Origin of the sequence: Stenotrophomonas sp. NPDC077421 (assembly GCF_049545505.1) — a bacterium.
Lineage (GTDB): Bacteria > Pseudomonadota > Gammaproteobacteria > Xanthomonadales > Xanthomonadaceae > Stenotrophomonas > Stenotrophomonas nematodicola.
This window is the reverse complement of record NZ_JBMWDP010000001.1, coordinates 109,298-128,888: the sequence shown is the minus strand read 5'-3', so window position 1 is coordinate 128,888 and position 19,591 is coordinate 109,298. Positions and strand designations below refer to the sequence as shown.

The window sequence follows — 19,591 nt, the reverse complement described above, 5'->3', positions numbered from 1 at the left end:
GCCTGCCGGCCTGGCTCACGGCATGACCGGCGGCACGTAGGTCAGGGTCATGCCCAGCAACCACAGCAGGCCCAGTACCAGCGGGATGTGCACCAGCAGCTGGATGAAGGTGAAGCCGACGATGTCGCGCGCCTTCAGGCCCAGCACGCCCAGCAGCGGCAACATCCAGAACGGATTGATCAGGTTCGGCAGCGCCTCGGCCGCGTTGTAGACCTGCACCGCCCAGCCCAGATGCGCCTTCAGCTCATTGGCGGCCTGCATCACGTACGGCGCCTCGATGATCCACTTGCCGCCGCCGGAGGGGACGAAGAAGCCCAGCACCGCCGAGTACACGCCCATTACCAGCGCGAACGTATCGGTGGTGGCCACGTGCACGAACAGGCTGGAAAGCCGATGCGCCAGGGTTTCATCGCCATGCCCGGTGGCATGGGTGAGGATCATCGCGATGCCGCCGTAGAGGGGAAACTGGATGAGCACGCCAGTGGTGCTCGGAACCGCCTTGGCCACTGCATTGAGGAAGCTGCGCGGCCGCCAGTGCAGCAGCAGGCCCAGCGAAATGAACAGGAAGTTGTAGGTATTGAGGTTGGCGATCGCGGTGACCAGCGGCTTGCTGGCGAATTCGCCGAACAGCCAGCCGAAGGCGAGCAGCGACAGCAGCACCGTCAGCAGCGGGCTGTACTCCAGCCATTCGCCCGGACGCGTGCGCGGTTGCATCGGCACCGCCTCGGCCTGGGCGGCGCCCTCGAATTCCTTTGCGGTGCGGGCCGTCGCCGCACCGGGGGCGGTCAGCCACGCGATCAGCAGGGAGACCAGGATCAGCGCGGCGGTCAGCACGATCGACTGCCACAGGAAGATGGTGTCGGTGAACGGCAGCACGCCGGTGATCTCCACCAGCCCCGGCGGCATCGAGGCCGGGTTGGCCTGCAGCTGCGCGGCCGACGAGCTCAGCCCCATCGCCCACACCGCGCCGAGTCCGAGGTAGGCCGAGGCACCGGCGGCGCGGTAGTCCATCGCCAGGTCGTCGCGGCGCGCCAGCGCGCGCACCAGCAGACCGCCAAACACCAGCGAGAAGCCCCAGCTGAGCAGCGAGGCCAGCATGCTGATCAAGCCGACATACACCACCGCCCCCCGACCGGTGCGCGGCACCCGGGCCAGCAGGTCGATGAAGCGCGCCACCACCGGCGCGGTCGCCAGCGCATAGCCGCCGATCACCACGAAGGCCATCTGCATGGTGAACGGGATGAGGCTCCAGAAGCCGTCGCCGAAAGCGCGGGCGGTGGCCTGCGGGGTGGCGCCGAAACCGATCGCGGCGGCGGCCACGATGACCACGCCGAGCACGGCGAACACATAGGCATCGGGGAACCACTTCTCGGCCCATGCGGCCGACCGCAGCGCCGCGCGCGCCATCCACCCATCCTGCACTGTCGTCGAGGTACCCATCGTTACCCTCCCAGGTCTCAATGGCGCCGATTCTGGGCGCTGCCGGCGATGCTGTCAGTCGCCTATTGGTCTTAGGCCGGTGGGGCTTCAGCCCAGCGCCAACGCCGCAGCGATACCGGCAAACAGGGCCGCGCCGACCCAGTTGTTGTGCAGGAAGGCCTTGAAGCAAGGCTCCCGCTCGCGCTTGCGGGCGATCCAGAATTCGTACGCGATCAGCCCGGCCGCCACTGCCACGCCCGCCCAGTAGGCCACCCCCAGCCCGGCACGTACGCCGACCAGCGCCATCGCGCCCAGGAACAGCGCGTACAGGATGCCCTGGATGACCAGATCGAGATCGCCGAACAGGATCGCGGTGGAATGCGACCCCATCTTCAGGTCGTCGTCGCGGTCGACCATCGCATACCAGGTGTCGTACGCGGTGGACCACAGGATGTTGGCGCCATACAGCAGCCAGCCGATCACCGGAATTTCGCCCTGCACGGCGGCGAAGGCCATCGGAATGCCCCAACCGAAGGCCATGCCCAGATAGACCTGCGGCAGGTGGGTGTAACGCTTCAGATAGGGGTAGCTGGCGGCCAGAAAGACGCCGATGAAACTCAGCCCGATGGTCAGCGCGTTCAGGGTCAGCACCAGCGCGAAGGCCACCAGCATCAGTACGGCGAACAGCACCAGCGCCGCGCGCCCGGACACGGCGCCACTGGCCAGGGGACGGTCCTTGGTGCGTTTGACGTGCGGGTCCAGCCACCGGTCGGCGTAGTCGTTGATGACGCAGCCGGCCGAACGCGTCAGCCAGACGCCGGCAGTGAACACGAACAGGGTCCACAGCGGCGGCAGGCCACCAGCGGCCAGCCACAGCGCCCACCAGGTGGGCCACAGCAGCAGCAGGGTGCCGATCGGGCGATCGGCGCGCATCAGTTTCCAGTAGTGCCGCCAGCGCGGCGGTGCCGCCTGCCCGGGCGTTTCAAAACGTTCGTAAGCCATCGGTAAAGGATACCGCCTGGGCCCGCCCGGAGCGCTGCCGGACGGCACAATCGCAGAGGGGGGAGACCTGCGCCGCGTTTACCGCTAGAATGCGACTCCCGCGCCGTCTCGACGGTCCGGTCGCCCGCAACGGGCTGCCCGGCGGGAAGCAGCAGACAACGCGCTCGTAGCTCAGCCGGATAGAGTAGTGGCTTCCGAAGCCATTGGTCGGGGGTTCGAATCCCTCCGGGCGCACCATCTGAACGTCTACACCATCCCATGAAGGCCGAACTTTCCTTTCACATCAAGGATTTCGGCTTTTTTTGTGTCTGTTTGCGTCCAATCCTGATGTAGCTAACCGCCGCCGCTCAACGGCGGCTGCTTGGCAGCCGATGGGCAGCCTCCACCACGCCGGGCAACAGTAACGAGAGAGCCGTTACTTCCAAAGCCCACGGTCCTTCGTTTCCTTCACGATGTCCAGCATGATCTGAGGCTCTCCAAGCTGGGCCAGGAACATCAGGTGTTCGACGGCCTTGACCTTCTTCAAATGATCGAGGCGGCACGGCCCGCCCATCGCAAGTGCGGGGACGAAGCCATACATTTCGTCGTGCCCCAGCGGACCCAACTCCTTTAGTGCGCGATCAAACAGTGGCTTATCGCCTTCATCGTTCTGCTCAAGGAGAGATCGCTGCATGCCCCCTATCCAGTTGCCCAGCAAGAGGTCGCCCTTGCCCTCACTCATCCAGCGGGATTTATCAGAAGGAAAGATCATTCCCCGCACCGAATGAATTGTCAGGCTTGGTCCGGTCTTTGCGCCCCAAACGATCAGTTCGCCGAATGCAGTGCGGCCAATCACATAGAACTTGTCCGTCGCGTGGAGCCGGGTCGGGTAAAGCCAAGCGCTGAGAACGTCAGCATATTCATCCGGATCGGTCATCCAGATCAGGCCGTTGCCGTATCCCCCGAATCCGTAGGCATCCCAGTACTCCAGAAGCTTGTTGGGCAATCTTCCTTGGTAATACTCAATTTTTGCACGCGGAACAGGTCGCGAATCAATGGCAGGGCCAAAGCCCTTCTCTTGATAGAAATACTGAAAGTTCTCATCGACCATCTTGATCATTTGCAACGCTCCAATCCGCCGTTCATCTTCGTCTTGCTTCTTTCGCCCACAGGGACGTTAGCCGCGGCCTCATTAGGCCTTCACCGCTGCATCCCTGCTGACCCAAAGCATGCCTGAATTCATCGAAGGTCAGGGGATGGGCGGCCGAGAGTATTTTCGATGGACGCAGAATCGTGGGGGGACGTCGGCTCCTTCCCGATCACCGCTTTCAGCTGTCCGCCTGGCACTTGGTTGGCATCCTCGGTGACGCCTTGGGCACAGGGATTCCCAAGTAGGTGAATGCCCCTGCAGTGTCATCGATAGCGTTGCTGCGTCGGCACTGCGGTGTTTGCAGATGGTGCACAGAAGACTCCATGAAGAACGCACGCGTGGCGGGGAAGCGAGTGCGCGCGCCGGGTGCAGATCCTTCGCAGGCAACTGGGGTACGGCGTAATGTTCTTGATGCCATTTCGCCCGGCTGAATCGCCCCAGGACGGTCGCCATGCTCGTCGCCAGCCGCAGACGCGGGCGCATGCCCCGTATGCCGTCAGGCGCTGGTAGATTGCCCCCTATGGAACACCTGATCTTCGCGCTCATCGCGCTCCTGCTGCTTGCGACGGTAGGCGTCACGCTTGTATGGGGACTCAGCGTCCTGTGCCGCTTCCTCGCCTCTTGGTCGAGCAGTTCTCCACGTCACCAAGGCCGCGCTGATGCTGACTCAACCTACCTGGCGCCTGTACCGTGGTGGCAACTATGGCGGTAATACGGGTAGCCGCTGACCTTCAGTCCCTTTAATGCCAATGGATTTCGAGGATTATGTAACTTCCTCCGGGCGCACCATCTGAACGTCTACACCGTCATTTGAATGACCGGGTCCTGCCTTCAGTCCGGGATGTCGGCCTTTCTTGGCTCGTCCCATCGGACCCGCTGGATGTGTAGCTGTCGAGAAGACAGATCGAAGCCGACCGTGGCCATGCCGGATTGAAAGCTGTTGCTGGAAGCCGATGAGGTGACTTCCACCACCACCTGCAGAGTGACGCAGATCCAGGAGGCTGATTGACAGGGTCCCACGTGCATGAGAGACAGGAAGCGCGCTCTTTGAATTGAATCAGATCGTGAACAGATTAGGGATACTGATTTTTCCTTTGGCGGCGACGTTGTGGCTTGCCTCTGGATGCAAACAGGAACGTCCGCAACACACCGATGCGCCGGCGCAGACGTTGCTGGCCGCAGAGCCGGAGAGCGACTCCGCAGTCCGCAACGCTTCCGCCCGCGCCTCGCCTGCCAACAGGAACGTGACGATTCAACCCCTGTCGGGGCGCGCCTTTGCAGTCCGGGATTTCGGATCCGCCCCCAATGGGCCGGTGAACGAAGTACTTGCCCAGCTGAAAACTCAGGCCCTGGCCGGTGACGGCGCGGCATCCTACGCAATCTTCCTCAAGTTGTTCGAATGCAACACCCTCAACATGCGCGCTGCAAAGGGCTTGCCGATTCGCGACAACGACGCGGCTGAGCAATGCGAAGCGCTTTCGGCCGCCGACGGAATCACATCTACAGAATGGCTGAGCCTGGCCGCTGAGCAGGGAAATATCGGAGCGCAGCTTTTTTATTCGATGGATCCTGCATCCGCCTTGGGCGGAGAAGCGGCGATGCTTCGCGACCCAGACGCCACGCTGGAGTGCAAGCGAAAGGCCACAGGCTACCTGGAAGGCCTGGCTTCGCAAGGGAGTGCGGACGCGCTGTTGCAACTTGGCAATGCTTATCAGGCCGGCGTTCTGGTGAACGAGGACCTTGTTGCAAGCAGGGCCTATTTCGAGGCCGTGCGACTGTCCGATCCATCGTTGGTACCGGTCCAGCAGATCAAAGGCCTTGAAAAGGAGATGAGTTCACAGCAGCTTTCACTCGCCCTAAGGAAAGGAGCGGTGATATATGGATCATGCTGCAGGTAGGCGTTTTTCCGAATCAGCCCGAACAAAGCAACGGACGCTCGTTTCCAACCCCGCTCCAGTGGGAGCGTCCGCGCGGACACGGTGGGCCGGTCGCTGGGGCAGAATGCGCCAATGAGAACCTCACACGCCTGGCAGCAGCACGGCACGACCGCGTTGTGGCGCTACACCGGTCATCAGCGCAACTTCCCCGGCTGGCACCTCAGTTGTGATGCGGCCGGCTGCGCGTCGTTGCAGAGGCTGATCGATGCGTTACTGGCCGATGGCACCGGCGCGGCGCGCACGGTGCAGGTGACGCCGCCGTCCCCGCCGCTGCTCGCCGTCCCCAACAACCGCCGTGCCGCGTGGGAAGCACCCGTCTCGGTCCGGATCGGACACGACGCCACTGTGGACGGCTGGGGGTGGCAGCACGAGGGCGACCGGGCTCATCTGCGTCTGAACGCCGGTGCCCTGGCCCTGCTCAGGCAGGGCGTGAACGACATCGCCGCCGGCCGGGGCGACCATGCAATGGGCACCGGCGCGGCAGCGCTGTGGTTCTGGTGGTGGCCGTCGCGGTGACGGCGCGGGCTCAGTAGGTGCCGTCGAAGGCGAAGATCGGCTTGCGCTGCTTCCACAGGCCGGCGGTGAAGTCCGGGAACTCCAGTGTCTGGAAGCTGTTGGCGATGGACTGCTCGGACAGCGGGGTGATCGCGCTCCAGGTGATGGCATCGTAGATGTCGATCGGCATCGGCGCCTTGGCTTTGAGCGCCTCGACGAAGGCGTGGATCACAAACCAGTCCATGCCGCCGTGGCCGGCGCTGGCGGCAGTAGCGGCGTGCTGCTTCCACAGCGGGTGTTCGTACTGATCCTGGTAGGCCTGGATCGGCTCCCACTTGTGTGGCGGGCTGCGGCCTTCGATGTGGATGGACTGGTTGACGTCCATCCACAGGCCCTTGGTGCCCTGCACGCGGAAGCCCATCGAGTAGGGACGCGGCAGTGAGGTGTCGTGCTGCAGCAGGATGGTCTCGCCGTTCTCGCAGGCCAGCGTGGTGGTGACGATGTCGCCCAGCTTGAACGCCACCTTGGTGCTGGGATGAGTGGTGCCGCCACTCTTGGCCACGGTGTATTCGTGCAGCCCGCGTGCCTTGCTGGCGAACGCGTTGATGTGGGTGAAGCGGTTGCCACGGTTGATGCCGGTGTACATCGCGCACGGGCCAATGCCGTGGCTGGGGTAGAGCTCACCGTTGCGCTGCACGGAATGCTCGGTACGCCAGCGCGCCTCGGACCAGCCCTTGGCGCCGAACTCCACACCGCTGTCGTAAGGCTGGGACGGATCGCCGGAGTTGAACTTCACCCCGCGCAGGTCGTGCTGGTAGCCACCCTGCAGGTGCACCAGTTCGCCGAACAGGCCGGCGCGTACCATCTGCAGCACCGCCATCACATCGCGGCGGTAACACACGTTCTCCAGCAGCATGTACGGCGTGCCGGTGTCGAGCTGGGTCTTGAGCACGTCCCAGTGGTCCTGCAGGGTGATGCCGGCGACCACTTCGCAGCCGACCGCGACCTTGGCCTGCATCGCGGCGATGGCCATCGGCGCGTGGTACTCCCACGGGGTCGCGATGATCACACCGTCCAGGCCACGCTGTTCCAGCAGACGCTTCCAGGCGTTCACGTCGCCGTTCTGGCCGTAGGTTTTCGGCGCAGGCTTGCCTGCCTTCGCCACCATCTCCACGGCACGGCCGAGCATGATCGGTTCGATGTCGCACAGCGCGACCACCTCCACGTCGTCGCGGCGCACCAGTTCCTTCAGCAGGACCTGACCGCGCATGCCGGTGCCGATCACCCCCAGGCGTACCTTGCGACCGCGCGCCCATGCCGGCGTCTGCGGCAGCAGGCTGGTGGCCGCCACGGCGGCACTGGCCAGAATGAATTCCCTACGTTGCATGAAAAACCCTCCTCGAAAGACCGCGCCGGCAGGCACCGGCGCGGTGGAAACGTCAGAACTTGTAGCCGACGGTGAGACTGTAGCCACGGCCGTAGATGGTGGCGTAATCGCTGGAGTCGCCCAGGAAGCTGTTCGGATCGTAGAACGGAATGCGATCGAACAGGTTCTTGACCGTGAAGCCGATGTTCCAGTGCGCGTCGGGACGCCAGGCCACGCTCAGGTTGGCGGTCCACCACGACGGCACGCCGTCGCACTGGGCTGGATTGAGTGCCAGGTAGCCACCGGTGCAGGTCTCGGGATTGTTGTCCTCGGCATCGATACGGTCCCACGCCCACTTGGTGCCGCCGACATAGTTGATGAAGAAGCTGGTGGTGAAGGCCTGGTAGTTCCAGTCGGCGTTCAACGTCGCGCGCAGGCGCGGGTTGCCGTAGTAGCCGATGGTGTTGCCGTAGTACCAGCCGAGCTCGTCGTCGGTGTAGGTCTCCTTGCGACGCTGGATGGTGGCGGCAACACCGACGTTCAGGGTGCCCCAGTCACCCAGCGTGAAGCGGGTGCGCGCGTCGATGTCGAAGCCGTCGATCAGGGTGCGGCCGCGGTTCTTGTACTGGCCGACCACGCTGAGCACGTTGCCTGCACTGTAGCCCGGCAGGGTGGCCGGGCATGCCACGCCGCTGGCCGGGTCGGCGCACATGGCCGCCAGCGCCGCCTGGTTGGCCAGGTCGGCCTCGGTGATTGGCGAGCGCGTCATCGACTGGATGTCTTCAGCCTTGCTGTAGTCCGGTGCGGCGATCTCGTTGCGGCGGTAGATGAACCAGTAGTCGGCCGACACCGACAGCCACTGGGTCGGTTCGAACACGACGCCGGCGGTGGCGATCTTGGCCTTTTCCGGTTTGAGGTCCTGGTTGGGCTGGGTCATGCGGGCGACGTTGCGGCTGCAGTCGCTGTTGAGCAGTGAATTGCCCAGGTCCACATCGCCGGGGCGCGCGGACCGGCGCAGCAGGTTGGCGATCGCGTTGGTTTCGTTGCAGCGCAGTTCGTCGCGGTAGCCGCCGATCTGCGCGAACACGCCGCCGGTACCCGCTTCGGCCAGGCTCGGCGCGCGGAAGCCTTCGGAATAGGTGCCGCGCAGCATCAGCTGGTCGAACATCTGGTAGGTCAGGCCGAGCTTCGGGGCGAGGTTGGCGCTGAAGTCGGGGTACTTGTCCACGCGCAGCGCGGCTTCCAGTTCCAGCTTGTCGGTCAGCGGCGCCACGGTTTCGGCGAACAGCGCGTACGTGTTGCGCCTGCCGTCGAACCACGAGCCGCCCTGCTGGGTGATCAGGCCATTGGCCGCGTCGGGGTTGCCCGGCGTGTAGAACGTTTCGCGGGTGGCGTTGAAGCCGAAGGCCGCGCGCACTTCACCGGCCGGGAGGGTGAACAGCGGGCCTTCGATCTTGCCGTCCAGCGTGTGCAGGCGGGTCCAGGACTCGATGTCGAAGGTGGGGAAGGCCTCGCGGATCAGTGCGGCGTTGGCGTCGCTGATCTCACCGAATTTGTAGGCGGGATGGTCGGAGATGATCACCCGGCCGGTACCCGGATCGATGGTGTAAGGGCCGAAGGCCTTCTGGAACCCGGCCAGGTTGACGTTGGTGGTCTGGTAGGTCACCGAATGGGAACCGGCGGTGGCGAAAGCGGTTTCCCAGTTCCAGTCGCCGGCGGTGCCGCGCAGGCCCGTGACCACGCGGTAGCTCTGGTCGGTATTGCGCTGGCCAAAGTGGTTGGCGCCCACGTCCTGCAGCAGGTACTGCAGGCCCACCACACCGCCCATCAATGCCTTCAGCTCGGGGCTGGCATGGTTGTACTCGTTGTTGGGCCCCAGGTACGGGTACAGGAACTGGTTGACCGTGGTGCCGGTGTTGCGGGAGAACCAGCTGGTGGGGTTGCCGGTGGTGGTGCCATAGGCGCGCGGCGTGCCGCCGTTGGCGGTCAGGTCGATGTCGGTGTAGGTCGCTTCGGCGAAGGCTTCGGTGCTGTCGCCGATCAGGAAGTGCGCGTTGACGTAGGCGGTGTTGCGTTCGGACTTGGCGCCGGCGTCGATCTCGTTGTTCATCCAGGTTTCCCAGATGCACCGCGGGCCGGCCGCTTCGGTGGTGAGCACGTTGTTGCAGCCCGGTGCGGCTTCCTGCACGCGCCGGCCGGTGACCGGGTCGAAGGCGAAGTAGCTGCCCGGATTGAACTCGCCCGGCTTGCTGCCGGTGCCCAGTCGCAGGTTGGGAATATAGTTCGGGTTGTTGACGTAATACTGCGGCGGCCGCTTGTTGTAGAAGTCACTCAGCGGAATCGCGTCACGCCGGTACAGGTTGACCGAGGCGTAGACGTTGTAGCGGTCCTCGTCCAGGTCGCCGAAACCGGCGGTGATGCTGCCCTGGTGTTCGCCATAGGAATCGATGCGCGAAGAGGTATCGGTGGTGAGGCTGACTTCCGCCCCCTGATAGTTGCGCTTGGTGATCACGTTGATCACGCCGGCCACCGCGTCGGTACCGTACACGGCCGAGGCGCCGTCGGTGAGCACTTCCATGCGTTCGATCGCCGCCGCCGGGATCGCATCGATGTTGACGAACTGGGTCTGGAAACCCGCCGGTGCGCCGTAGTACGACAGGCGTCGGCCGTTCAGCAGTACCAGCGTGCCCTGTGCCCCCAGGCCACGCAGGTTGGCCTGCGAGGCACCGTCGGAGCCGGTGAACAGCGAGCGCGAATCCTGCTGGCCCGGCCGCGCGGCCGGCAGGTTGTCGAGCACCTGCAACAGGGTGCGCGCGCCCATGTTCTCGATGTCCTGTTTGCTGATCACCTGCACGGGCGAGGCGGTTTCCACATCGCTGCGGCGGATGTTGGAGCCGGTGACTTCGATCCGCGACAGCTCGGTGGCCGTGGGATCGGGCGTGGCATCCTGCGCAGCGGCGCTGCCGGCGGCGGCCAGGGCCAGGCCCAGTGCGATGGACAAGGGCGTGGCGGGGATGCAGCGATGGCGATGGCGTTCGGTCAACATCTGTGTCTCCTTGTTCGATCCGCAGCGTGGGGCTGGCGGTGGATGGGTGGATGTCAGGCAAACGTCCCCCGTGCCGCGGCCGGAGGGCCGCAGACGGGAAACGGAGAGAGCAGTTCAGAAACGGGTGGGTCGCGCGCGGGGTGCGGCGTCAGGGCGACACGATGCTGGCGGTATCGCCCTCCTGTCCGATCAGGGCCGCGTTGGCCCAGTTGCCACAGACCTGCGCAGGCATGTCGCCCTGCGCCCCGAGCGTGCGCAGGCTCAGCCGTTGCAGGCCGCGCACGTCCAGCTCCGGTTTGACCACACCAGGCGCTTTCACCAGACCGCTGTCGTAGAGCAGCCGACCGTCGCCCCAGACCTGGAACTGCATGCCGCCGGCGGCGCGGCACTGGTCGTCGATGCCCAGGTCGGCGCGCAGCAGGCGCCAGTTGCCCTTGAGCTGCAGGTCGATCCGGCTGGCCGCACCCACGCCCAGACCGCGGCGGAAGTGCAGGCCGTTCATGCGCATGTCGGCCTGGCCACCGAAGGCGTGGTCGCTTGCGACCTGCGACGCCAGTCCGGCCGGCAGCGGCAATGCGGACAGGTACAGCTGCTGCGCGGGCTTCTCCGTCTGCTGATGTTCCAGCACGCGGAAGGTGGACAGCACGATCGGGCCGACATCGCGGGGCTGCAGCGCATCGACCGCGCGCGCCACACTGCCTTGCGCGGCGGTGACCATCGGGTCGGCCCCGCTGGCGCCGTCGCCGTCCGGGTTCTGCGTGCCCAGCACGCGGAAGCGCAGCAGGCGGCCGGCATGGGCAGGGAAGTCGATCTGCTGCGTGCCCTGCTGCAGGGTCAGGCTGCCGCGCTTGATCGGCTCGCCCCACTCACCATTGCTGTCACCCAGGTAGATCTCGTAGTCGCGCACCTGGCCGTGCTTCCAGTGTTGGTCGTTGCGCGGCGCCAGTTCGATGCCGTCGATCAGCCTGCGTTCGCCGAAGCCGATCACCCATTCGTGCGCACCGGTCTTCACCGCCTGATTGCGCACCGTGCGGAACCAGGTGGCCGGATCGTCGTCGAACGCCTTCTCCAGCTCGTAGCCGGGTTCCTCGGCCGGACGGTTGACCACCAGCAGGCTGTCGGAGGGCAGCGCGCGGCCCAGTGCCGGGGCGGCCGGGAAGGCATCGTCGGCGGCTGCGGCGGTGGCGGGCAGATCCAGCTGCAGCGCAAGCGCCTGGCGGATGTCGACCGGCGCGGTGCGCACATGCAGGGTGCCGCGGCGTTCGGCCGCGTCGTAATACCAGCCCTCGCCCGCTGCCTGCCAGGCGGCCAGGTCTGCCAGCCTCGGCAGCGCACGACCGTCCAGCGTGACCGCGGCCGGTCGCTGACGGCTGAGCACGCGCAGCGCATAGCGGCGCTGCGGCAACTGGCCGGCATAGCGGCCCTGCACCGGATCGATGCGCACCTGCACCGGCCCGCTGCCCTGCGCCGGGGCCTGCACCGTGATCGCCTGCGTGCTCGACTCCCCCGTTTCATAGCGACGGGTGGCACCGTCGTCCTCGTACAGCGTGTACTGCGAGGTGCCCTGTGGATACAGATCGAAGGTCACTTCATCGAGTGGCTTCTGCCCGTCGTAGAGCATCTCCGGGTACATCGGAATGATCGCGCCGGCACGCACGAACACCGGGATGGTGGCCAGGTCGACCGGGCGGTCCAGCGAACGGCCCTGCGCACCGGCCAGCAGCTGGCGGCCATCCCAGTAGTCGATCCAGCGACCCGGCGGCAGGTGGATGTCGCGGCGCCAGCCACGACTGGCCGCCTGGCTTCGGTAGACAGGCGCGATCAGCAGCTCACGGCCGAGCAGGAACTGGTATTTGTGCGCTTCGGTGTAGGCCTGCGGGTCCTCGGGGTAGTCCCACATCAGCGCGCGCAGCAGCGGGGCGCCGGTGGTCGCCGCATCGTGCGCCAGCCCGTACATGTACGGGGTCATGCGCATTTTCAGCTTGAGGTAGTCGCGGTTGACGCTGCGGTAGGGCTCATCGAACCACCACGGATGCTTGCGCGCGTTGCCCGACCAGCCGGACATGCCCATCAGCACCGGCGTGAAGCTCTTCCACTGCAGGTCGCGGGTGAAGGTTTCGGCGCTGCCGCCGAAGATCGCATCGACGTCGCCGCTGGCGTAGGCCATGCCGGACAGGCCCGAGCCGATCAGGGTCGGGATGTGCCAGCGGATGTAGTCCCAGCTGCTGCTCTGGTCGCCGGTCCAGGCCACGGCATAACGCTGGATGCCGCCCCAGCCCATCACCGTCCACAGGAACGGGCGGGAGTCGGAATTGTGCAGGATGCCGTTGAACGCGGACTGGTTGGCGTCCATTGCGAACTGGTAGCCCTTGCCGGTCCAGGCCACGTCCAGCTTCTGCACGCGGCTGCCGGCGGTGCCCACTTCCCAGGCGATCTTGTCGACACCGTTTTCGGTCCACAGGCCAGTCCTGAAGCCGTACTTCGCCAGGCCCTGCACCGTTTCGGGCAGCTTCGTGTAGCCGCAGCCGTAACCATCATTGGGCAGGATCCAGCCGCCGGGCATGTCGTGCTCGCGGTACTGCCGGGCCACGCTGTCCACCACGTCCGGCGTGGTGCCGGTCGGGCCGTCGCTCCAGCCGTCGGGCACGCTGCCGGGCTTCCTGCGGTTGTCGCCGTCGTTGTAGCAGTCGGCATCGCCATACGAAAACGCCCAGCGCGGCAGCAGCGCGGCGCGGCCGGTCAGCGCGGTGTAGCGGTCCAGCAGCGTGTGCAGGTCAGGCCCGACGAAGTAGTACGCGTCGAAGCGGTCTTCGCGGTGCAGCAGGGTGGCCTGGTCGGCCTGGCGCAGGTCGTAGGTGCCATCGCTCCAGGTGTTGCGCAGCATGCCCCAGCCACGCGCGCTGAGCAGCATCGGCGCCGGGTTGGGCCGGTCGCCCTCTTCCCAGCCCCCGGAGTAGGACACCTCCAGCTCGCGCCCCTTGAACTCGAAGCGCCCGTTCTGCTGGCCGCCGCCGTAGAAGTGCTCGCCGGCTTCGCTGGAGAGCACCTGCACGCTCTGTGCGGTGTCCAGGTCCAGCGGCTGCAGCTCGCGCCATAGCGCCACGTCGCGATCGCCGTCACGTCGATCCAGCGCCAGCCGCAGCGGCTGCCGCTGGATATGCAGCACCAGGGCGTCGGTGCGGATGCGCACTTCGTTGCCATCTTCTTCCAGCTTGAAGGCGACGTTCGCGGCCGGTTGCGGCACCACGATCGGTGCGGCCTTGTCGCCCGCCGGGCGCAGCGTGCCGTTGCGACCGGCCTGCACGCGCAGCAGATCCGTGCGCAGCAGGTCCACGCGCAGCGTCGCGCCGGTATCGGTGCGGATCTCCCAGCCGGGGCTGCCGTCCCGGGCGGGGGCGGCGGCGATCGTACGCAGATTGCCCAGCGGCTCGGCGATGGCCGGCGCGGTGGCCAGCGCCAAGGCAGCGACCACAGCCACCGACAGACCGGCATGACGTATACGGGTTTCCACCTTGCCCCCAAGCCCGCGTTCGGCGGGTATCCGAAACCATTGCGGCCGACTCTAGGGCAGGGGCTCGAAAGATGTCAATAAATTGCAAAGAAAAATGAAGGATATTTTCTCATAAACGAAAGATGATGCAAAGCAACACTTTCCAAACACCACCTGAATACTGGGTTTGTATCGCCTGAAACCTTGATGCAGTGCGCCATCTGCGCCAAGTTTCAACCGATTCCGATCGAAAATTGTGACGCACCCTGCTTTTCTTTTTCTTTCGATATTTGACATTTCGAAAGAAAGCGCAGAAGGTGCGGTCGCCCAACAGGAATTGCGAATGGACGCTTCTCTGCTCCCTGACTTGCCCGCCTGGCAGCGCCTCGGCGGCGCCCACACGGCGGAAGAAATCGCCCAGCAGCCCGGCCTGTGGGCCGCGCTGGCCGATCTGCTCGATCGCCGCCAGACCGACATCGATGCCTTCCTTGGCGAACGCCTGGGCCATGCCGATCAGCGGGTGATCTTCACCGGCGCCGGCAGCTCGGGTTTCATCGCCGAGATGGTGGCCGACCAGCTCAACGCGCAGTGGCCGGCGGAGATCCGCGCGATCCATACCACCAGCCTGCTCACCCATCCGGCGCTGTACCTGCGCCGCGACCGCCCGACACTGCTGGTGTCGTTCGGGCGCAGCGGTTCCAGCCCGGAAAGCGTAGCGGTGGTGGACCTGGTGCGCGGCCAGGTGGACGAGGCGCGCTTTCTGGACATCACCTGCAACGCCGATGGCGAACTGGCCCGGCGCGGCCAGGGCCGCAGCGACACCCTGTCGCTGCTGATGCCGCCGGCCAGTTGCGACCGTGCATTTGCCATGACCAGCAGCCTGACCTGCATGCTGCTGGCCGCCCTCAGTGCGTTCGATCGCGCGCCGTGGCCGCAGCGGCTGCAGCGCCTGCGGCAGCTGTCCGCGCACGGCGGACAGGCCCTGCACGCGTGGGACGCCGCTGTGGGAGCACTGGCACAGGCACCGTATACCCGTGTGATCTACCTCGGCAGCGGCCCGCTGGAAGCCACCGCGCGCGAAGCCGCGCTGAAGGTGCTCGAACTCACCGCCGGGCGCGTGCTGGCCCTGGCCAATACACCGCTGGGGTTCCGCCACGGTCCCAAGTCCACCCTCAACGCCGACACGCTGGTGGTGATGCTGCGCAGCGCACAACCGTTGTCGCGCCGTTACGAGCAGGACCTGCTGAACGAGCTGCGCCGCGACGGCATTGCCGGCCGGGTGATCTCGATCGGACCGGACGGCGACGACCGCGCCGAGGGCGACTTCGTGCTCGACGTCGCCGACCTGCCCGATCCGTGGCTGGCGCCCCTGTGGCTGCTGGTGCCGCAGTGTTACGCGCTGCAACGTTCCGCCGCGCTCGGCCTGACCCCGGACAATCCGTTCCCGGACGGCACCGTGAACCGGGTGGTGCAGGGCGTGACCATCCACTCCCACGGCTGAGCACGCATGCACACCTGGTACGGCATCGACATCGGGGGCACCAAGATCGAACTGGTGGCGTGCGACGCCACGCTGGCCGTGCAGCACCGCCAGCGCGTGGCCACGCCGACCCAGGATTACCCTGCGTTCCTGCAGGCGGTGGACGACCTGGTCACGGCCGCCGATGCGGCGCTCGGCCGGCCCGGCGTGGCCGTCGGCATCGGCCTGCCCGGCGTGCGCGACCGCGACAGCGGCCGCCAGCTCAGTGCCAACGTGCCGGGCCTGACCGGGCGCACCGTTGGCGTGGACCTGCAGGCGCGCCTGCAGCGGCCGCTGGTGCTCGGCAACGACCTGCAGTGCTTCGCGCTGTCCGAAGCACATGACGGCGCCGCCGCGGGCTACCGCAGCATGTTCGGGGTGATCCTCGGCACCGGCGCGGGCGGTGGCTACTGCCTGGACGGGCATCTGGTCGCCGGCAGCAACGGCATTGCCGGCGAGTGGGGCCACTGGAGCCTCCCGGCCACGCTGCAGCATCGCCATGACCTGCCACTGCTGGACTGCGGCTGCGGCCTGCGTGGCTGCCTGGAGCGGTACGTCTCCGGCAGCGGCCTGGCGATGATCCATGCGCGCTGCGGCGGGGACGACCTCGACGCCAGCGCGGTGGTCGCGTCCGCGCAGACCGGCGATGCCGTCGCGCAGAAGGCGCTGGCGATCCACCGCGACCTGCTCGGTTACAGCTTCGCCAGCCTGATCCTGGCACTGGATCCGCACGTGATCGTGCTGGGCGGCGGGCTGTCGAAGCTGGAGCAGCTCTATCGGGACCTGCCCGCCGCCATTGCCCCGTACCTGTTCGCCGGGGTGCGCGTGCCCCCGATCCTGCCGCCGGCCTTCGGCGATGCCGGCGGCGCGCGTGGCGCGGCCCTGCTCGCCCGCCAGCACCACCCTTCCCCCTGAATACCGCCTCCGGAGTTGCCATGTCCGCCGTCCAATCGCTGATCGCCGCCCACCGCCAGGGCCACCCCGTCGGGCTGTACAGCGTTTGCTGCAGCAACGAACAGGTGCTGCTGGCCGCGATGCAGGTCGCGCAGCGCCACGACACCCTGCTGCTGATCGAAGCGACCTCCAACCAGGTCGACCAGTTCGGTGGCTACACCGGGATGACCCCGCCGCAGTACCGCGATTACGTGCTTGCCCTGGCCGCCCGCGCAGGCTTCCCCGCCGCGCGCCTGATCCTCGGCGGCGACCACCTCGGCCCGAATGCCTGGCAGAAGGGCCCGGCCGAGACCGCGATGGCCCATGCCCGCGCGCTGATTGCCGCGTACGTGGCGGCCGGCTTCCACAAGATCCATCTGGACTGCAGCATGTCCTGCGCCGATGACCCGGTGCCGCTGCCGGACGCGATCGTGGCGGCGCGCTCGGCCGAGCTGGCGCGCATCGCCGAGCGCACCGCAGCCGAGCACGGCCTGCCACCGCCCGTCTACGTGATCGGCACCGAAGTGCCGGTCCCCGGCGGCGAAGCGTCGCTGGCCGGCGGCCTGCAGGTCACCACGCCGGCCGCGGCGGCCACCACGCTGGCGATCCACCGCGAGGCCTTCGCCGCGCCGGACCTGCTGCCGGCATGGGAGCGGGTGATCGCGATGGTGGTGCAGCCAGGCGTGGATTTCGACCACAGCAGCGTGCACTACTACGATCCGGCCGCCGCCGCGGACCTGTCGGCCTTCGTCGAGCAGCAGCCGCGCATCGTGTTTGAAGCCCACTCCACCGACTACCAGACCGAGGCGGGATTGCACGCGCTGGTGCGCGACCACTTCGCCATCCTCAAAGTCGGCCCGGCTGCCACCTATGCGTTCCGCGAGGCGGTGTTCGCACTGGCGATGATCGAGGACGCACTGCTGCCGCCCGCACAGCGTTCGAACCTGATCGAGGTGCTCGACCGCTGCATGGTCGACAAGCCCGCCAGCTGGCGCAGCTACTACCACGGCGACGAACACGAACTACGCCTGCTGCGCGCGTATTCGCTGAGCGACCGCAGCCGCTACTACTGGGGAGAACCGGCGGTCCAGGCCGCGCTGGACACGCTGGTGACCAACCTGACCACACACGTGCCGCCGCAGACCCTGCTCAGCCAGTTCCTGCCGGAACAGCAGAAGGCGATCGAAGCCGGCGCCCTGCGCGCCGAGCCGCTGGCGTTGATCCAGCACAAGGTTGCGTTGCGTCTGGCCGAGTACGCCCGGGCCTGCAATCGCAACAAGGCGCTTTCGGAACGGTAAGCTTCGGCTTTCCTTTCCGGACGGAACCGCCCCCATGCGAAACACACGCCAGCGCCGCCAACAGATCCTGCAGTTGCTGGTCGACCACGGCAACGTGCAGGTCAGCGAGCTGGTGGGCCGCTTTGGCGTGTCGGCGGTGACCATCCGTGCCGACCTGACCCACATCGAATCGCAGGGGTTGGCCACGCGCACGCATGGCGGTGCCACGCTGGTGCGCACGCCGCCGCAGGAGCAGGACATCCACGAGAAGGATGCGCTCAACCTGCCGCTGAAGGACAGCATCGGCGTACACGCCGCGCGGCTGGTCAAACCGGGCGACAACATCATCATCGACTCCGGCTCGACCACCATGACGCTGGCGCGCCACCTGCGCGGGCACCGCGACGTCACGGTGATGACCAACGGACTGAACATCGCCTGGGAGCTGGCCAATGCGCCGGGCGTGGAGCTGCTGCTGACCGGCGGACTGCTGCGCAAGCAGTCGCTGTCGCTGCAGGGCAGCCAGGCCGAGGCCAGTCTGAACACCTACAGTTTCGACACCCTGTTCCTCGGTGTGGATGGCCTGGACCTGCAGTTCGGCCTGACCACCCACCACGAGGCCGAAGCCAGCCTCAACCACCGCATGGTCGAGCGCGCGCGCCGCATCGTGGTGCTGACCGACGCCTCCAAGTTCGGCCGCGTCAGCCTGCACCGCATCGCGCGGCTGGACCAGGTCCACACCATCATCACCGACGCCAGCATCGACAGCGAGTACCTGGACGGGCTGCAGCGGCTGGGCGTCGAAGTGATCATCGCCGAGTCGCCCCCTTGACCGACCCCCGCACCCTGCACGGCCGCATGCTCACCGACACCGGTTGGGTGCGTGGCGACCTCCACATCGACCAGCGTGTACGCGCCATCGACACCGCGCACCGCGATCCGCGCGATGACGACGAGGTTCCGCTGATCCTGCCCGGCTTCATCGACCTGCACGTGCATGGCGGCGCCGGTGTGGACATCATGCAGGGCGGCGACAGCGCCTGCACCGTCGCGCGGGCGCATGCCCGCCACGGCACCACGGCGATGCTGGGCACCACCATGACCGCGCACGAGGACGACATCGTGCAGGCGCTGCAGGGCCTGGCCGGTGCGATCGGCACGCGGGCACCGGGCATGGCACGGGTCCTGGGCGTGCATCTGGAGGGCCCCTTCATCAGTGCCGAGCGGCTCGGCGCGCAACCGCCCCTGGTGGTCGAAGCCACGCTGCAGGACGTGCGCCGCCTGCATGCGATTGCCCCCATCCACGTGCTCACCCTCGCCCCGGAGATCGGCCAGCATCTCGCGCTGATTCCTGCGCTGAACGCGCTCGGCATCCGCGTGCAGCTCGGCCACAGTGCCGGCAGCTATGCCGATGGCGTGGCCGCACTGGAGGCGGGCGCGGCCGGCTTCACCCATCTGTTCAACGGCATGACCGGCGTGGACCACTATCAGCCCGGCATCGCCACCGCCGCCCTGGCGCATGCGCAGTACGCCGAGCTGATCCCCGACCTGCAGCACGTGCATCCCGGCGCGATCCGTACCGCGCTGCGCGCGATTCCGCGCCTGTATTGCGTGACCGACGCCACGGCGGCCACCGGCATGCCCGACGGCGAGTACGCGCTGGGCGTACAGCGCGTGCACAAGTGCCTGGGCTGCGTGCGACTGTCCACCGGTTCGCTGGCCGGCAGTGCGCTGACGATGGACCAGGCGCTGCGCAATCTGGTGTCACTGGGGCTGGACCTTGCCGACGCCTCCAACCGGGTATCGCGCTACCCGGCCGACTATCTCGGCCTCACCGATCGTGGCCGCATCGCCGTCGGCGCCTGGGCCGACCTGGTGATCCTCGACCGCGACCTGCGCGTGCGCGCCGTGACGGTGGAAGGCCAAGACATCGCGCTCGACTGAGCGCCGACCCCGCGCCGTCGCGGCGCATGCAACG

The 19,591-nt window shown here is 66.8% G+C and carries 13 protein-coding genes and 1 tRNA gene; 8 read left to right on the top strand and 6 right to left on the bottom strand.

The annotated features are described in order from the left end of the window. Positions 1 to 15: 15 nt before the first annotated feature. On the bottom strand, positions 16 to 1,407 hold the full coding sequence (locus ACPEH1_RS00535) for a short-chain fatty acid transporter (protein WP_037591086.1): 1,392 nt from the start codon (positions 1,405 to 1,407) through the stop codon (positions 16 to 18). Positions 1,408 to 1,527: 120 nt separating this feature from the next. Continuing rightward, positions 1,528 to 2,421: a 4-hydroxybenzoate octaprenyltransferase gene (gene ubiA, locus ACPEH1_RS00530; RefSeq protein ID WP_017355723.1), complete on the bottom strand. Its 894-nt coding sequence runs from the start codon at positions 2,419 to 2,421 to the stop codon at positions 1,528 to 1,530. 160 nt (positions 2,422 to 2,581) lie between these two features. Between ubiA and ACPEH1_RS00525 the strand changes: the two genes are divergently transcribed. Next, a tRNA-Arg gene (locus ACPEH1_RS00525) sits at positions 2,582 to 2,658 on the top strand. Between the two features lie 178 nt (positions 2,659 to 2,836). On the opposite strand, the gene ACPEH1_RS00520 is transcribed toward ACPEH1_RS00525, so the two are convergent. Then, the gene (locus ACPEH1_RS00520; RefSeq protein WP_423715056.1) at positions 2,837 to 3,520 is read right to left on the bottom strand and encodes a GAD-like domain-containing protein; all 684 of its coding nucleotides are present in this window, start codon (positions 3,518 to 3,520) and stop codon (positions 2,837 to 2,839) included. Positions 3,521 to 4,602: 1,082 nt separating this feature from the next. Here ACPEH1_RS00520 and ACPEH1_RS00515 point away from each other — a divergent pair. Then, the gene (locus ACPEH1_RS00515; RefSeq protein ID WP_037591087.1) at positions 4,603 to 5,448 is read left to right on the top strand and encodes a hypothetical protein; all 846 of its coding nucleotides are present in this window, start codon (positions 4,603 to 4,605) and stop codon (positions 5,446 to 5,448) included. Positions 5,449 to 5,559: 111 nt separating this feature from the next. Further along, positions 5,560 to 6,003 carry a hypothetical protein gene (locus ACPEH1_RS00510; RefSeq protein ID WP_017355727.1) on the top strand — a complete coding sequence of 148 codons (444 nt, stop codon included), beginning with the start codon at positions 5,560 to 5,562 and terminating at the stop codon, positions 6,001 to 6,003. A 10-nt stretch (positions 6,004 to 6,013) separates the two neighbouring features. On the opposite strand, the gene ACPEH1_RS00505 is transcribed toward ACPEH1_RS00510, so the two are convergent. From ACPEH1_RS00505 to ACPEH1_RS00495, 3 genes are all read right to left on the bottom strand, one after another. Further along, positions 6,014 to 7,369, bottom strand: a complete 1,356-nt coding sequence (locus ACPEH1_RS00505) for a Gfo/Idh/MocA family protein (protein ID WP_017355728.1) — start codon at positions 7,367 to 7,369, stop codon at positions 6,014 to 6,016. Between the two features lie 52 nt (positions 7,370 to 7,421). After that, positions 7,422 to 10,394 carry a TonB-dependent receptor domain-containing protein gene (locus ACPEH1_RS00500; RefSeq protein ID WP_017355729.1) on the bottom strand — a complete coding sequence of 991 codons (2,973 nt, stop codon included), beginning with the start codon at positions 10,392 to 10,394 and terminating at the stop codon, positions 7,422 to 7,424. A 148-nt stretch (positions 10,395 to 10,542) separates the two neighbouring features. After that, positions 10,543 to 13,905, bottom strand: coding sequence for a TIM-barrel domain-containing protein (locus ACPEH1_RS00495; RefSeq protein WP_423715055.1), 3,363 nt, complete (start codon positions 13,903 to 13,905; stop codon positions 10,543 to 10,545). Positions 13,906 to 14,227: 322 nt separating this feature from the next. On the opposite strand from ACPEH1_RS00495, the gene ACPEH1_RS00490 reads away from it, so the two are divergent. The 5 genes from ACPEH1_RS00490 to ACPEH1_RS00470 are packed head-to-tail and all read left to right on the top strand — an operon-like array spanning position 14,228 to position 19,557. Next, complete coding sequence (locus tag ACPEH1_RS00490; RefSeq protein WP_136005981.1) at positions 14,228 to 15,385, top strand: SIS domain-containing protein; 1,158 nt, start codon at positions 14,228 to 14,230, stop codon at positions 15,383 to 15,385. Between the two features lie 6 nt (positions 15,386 to 15,391). Further along, on the top strand, positions 15,392 to 16,318 hold the full coding sequence (locus tag ACPEH1_RS00485) for an ROK family protein (protein WP_262072137.1): 927 nt from the start codon (positions 15,392 to 15,394) through the stop codon (positions 16,316 to 16,318). A 20-nt stretch (positions 16,319 to 16,338) separates the two neighbouring features. Next, positions 16,339 to 17,634, top strand: a complete 1,296-nt coding sequence (locus tag ACPEH1_RS00480) for a D-tagatose-bisphosphate aldolase, class II, non-catalytic subunit (RefSeq protein ID WP_423715053.1) — start codon at positions 16,339 to 16,341, stop codon at positions 17,632 to 17,634. 34 nt (positions 17,635 to 17,668) lie between these two features. After that, entirely contained in the window at positions 17,669 to 18,445 is a 777-nt protein-coding gene (locus ACPEH1_RS00475; RefSeq protein WP_017355734.1) for a DeoR family transcriptional regulator, read from the top strand. Continuing rightward, positions 18,442 to 19,557 (top strand): N-acetylglucosamine-6-phosphate deacetylase, encoded by a 1,116-nt coding sequence (locus ACPEH1_RS00470; RefSeq protein ID WP_017355735.1) that lies wholly within the window; start codon positions 18,442 to 18,444, stop codon positions 19,555 to 19,557. Before ACPEH1_RS00475 ends, ACPEH1_RS00470 begins: the two co-directional genes overlap by 4 nt. Positions 19,558 to 19,591: the final 34 nt, after the last annotated feature.

Coding starts and splice junctions, on each gene's coding strand:
- ACPEH1_RS00520 (WP_423715056.1), bottom strand. CDS start 3,520: ATGATCAAGATGGTCGATGAGAACTTTCAGTATTTCTATCAAGAGAAG.
- ACPEH1_RS00500 (WP_017355729.1), bottom strand. CDS start 10,394: ATGTTGACCGAACGCCATCGCCATCGCTGCATCCCCGCCACGCCCTTG.
- ACPEH1_RS00475 (WP_017355734.1), top strand. CDS start 17,669: ATGCGAAACACACGCCAGCGCCGCCAACAGATCCTGCAGTTGCTGGTC.
- ACPEH1_RS00535 (WP_037591086.1), bottom strand. CDS start 1,407: ATGGCGCGCGCGGCGCTGCGGTCGGCCGCATGGGCCGAGAAGTGGTTC.
- ubiA (WP_017355723.1), bottom strand. CDS start 2,421: ATGGCTTACGAACGTTTTGAAACGCCCGGGCAGGCGGCACCGCCGCGC.
- ACPEH1_RS00510 (WP_017355727.1), top strand. CDS start 5,560: ATGAGAACCTCACACGCCTGGCAGCAGCACGGCACGACCGCGTTGTGG.
- ACPEH1_RS00480 (WP_423715053.1), top strand. CDS start 16,339: ATGTCCGCCGTCCAATCGCTGATCGCCGCCCACCGCCAGGGCCACCCC.
- ACPEH1_RS00505 (WP_017355728.1), bottom strand. CDS start 7,369: ATGCAACGTAGGGAATTCATTCTGGCCAGTGCCGCCGTGGCGGCCACC.
- ACPEH1_RS00490 (WP_136005981.1), top strand. CDS start 14,228: ATGGACGCTTCTCTGCTCCCTGACTTGCCCGCCTGGCAGCGCCTCGGC.
- ACPEH1_RS00485 (WP_262072137.1), top strand. CDS start 15,392: ATGCACACCTGGTACGGCATCGACATCGGGGGCACCAAGATCGAACTG.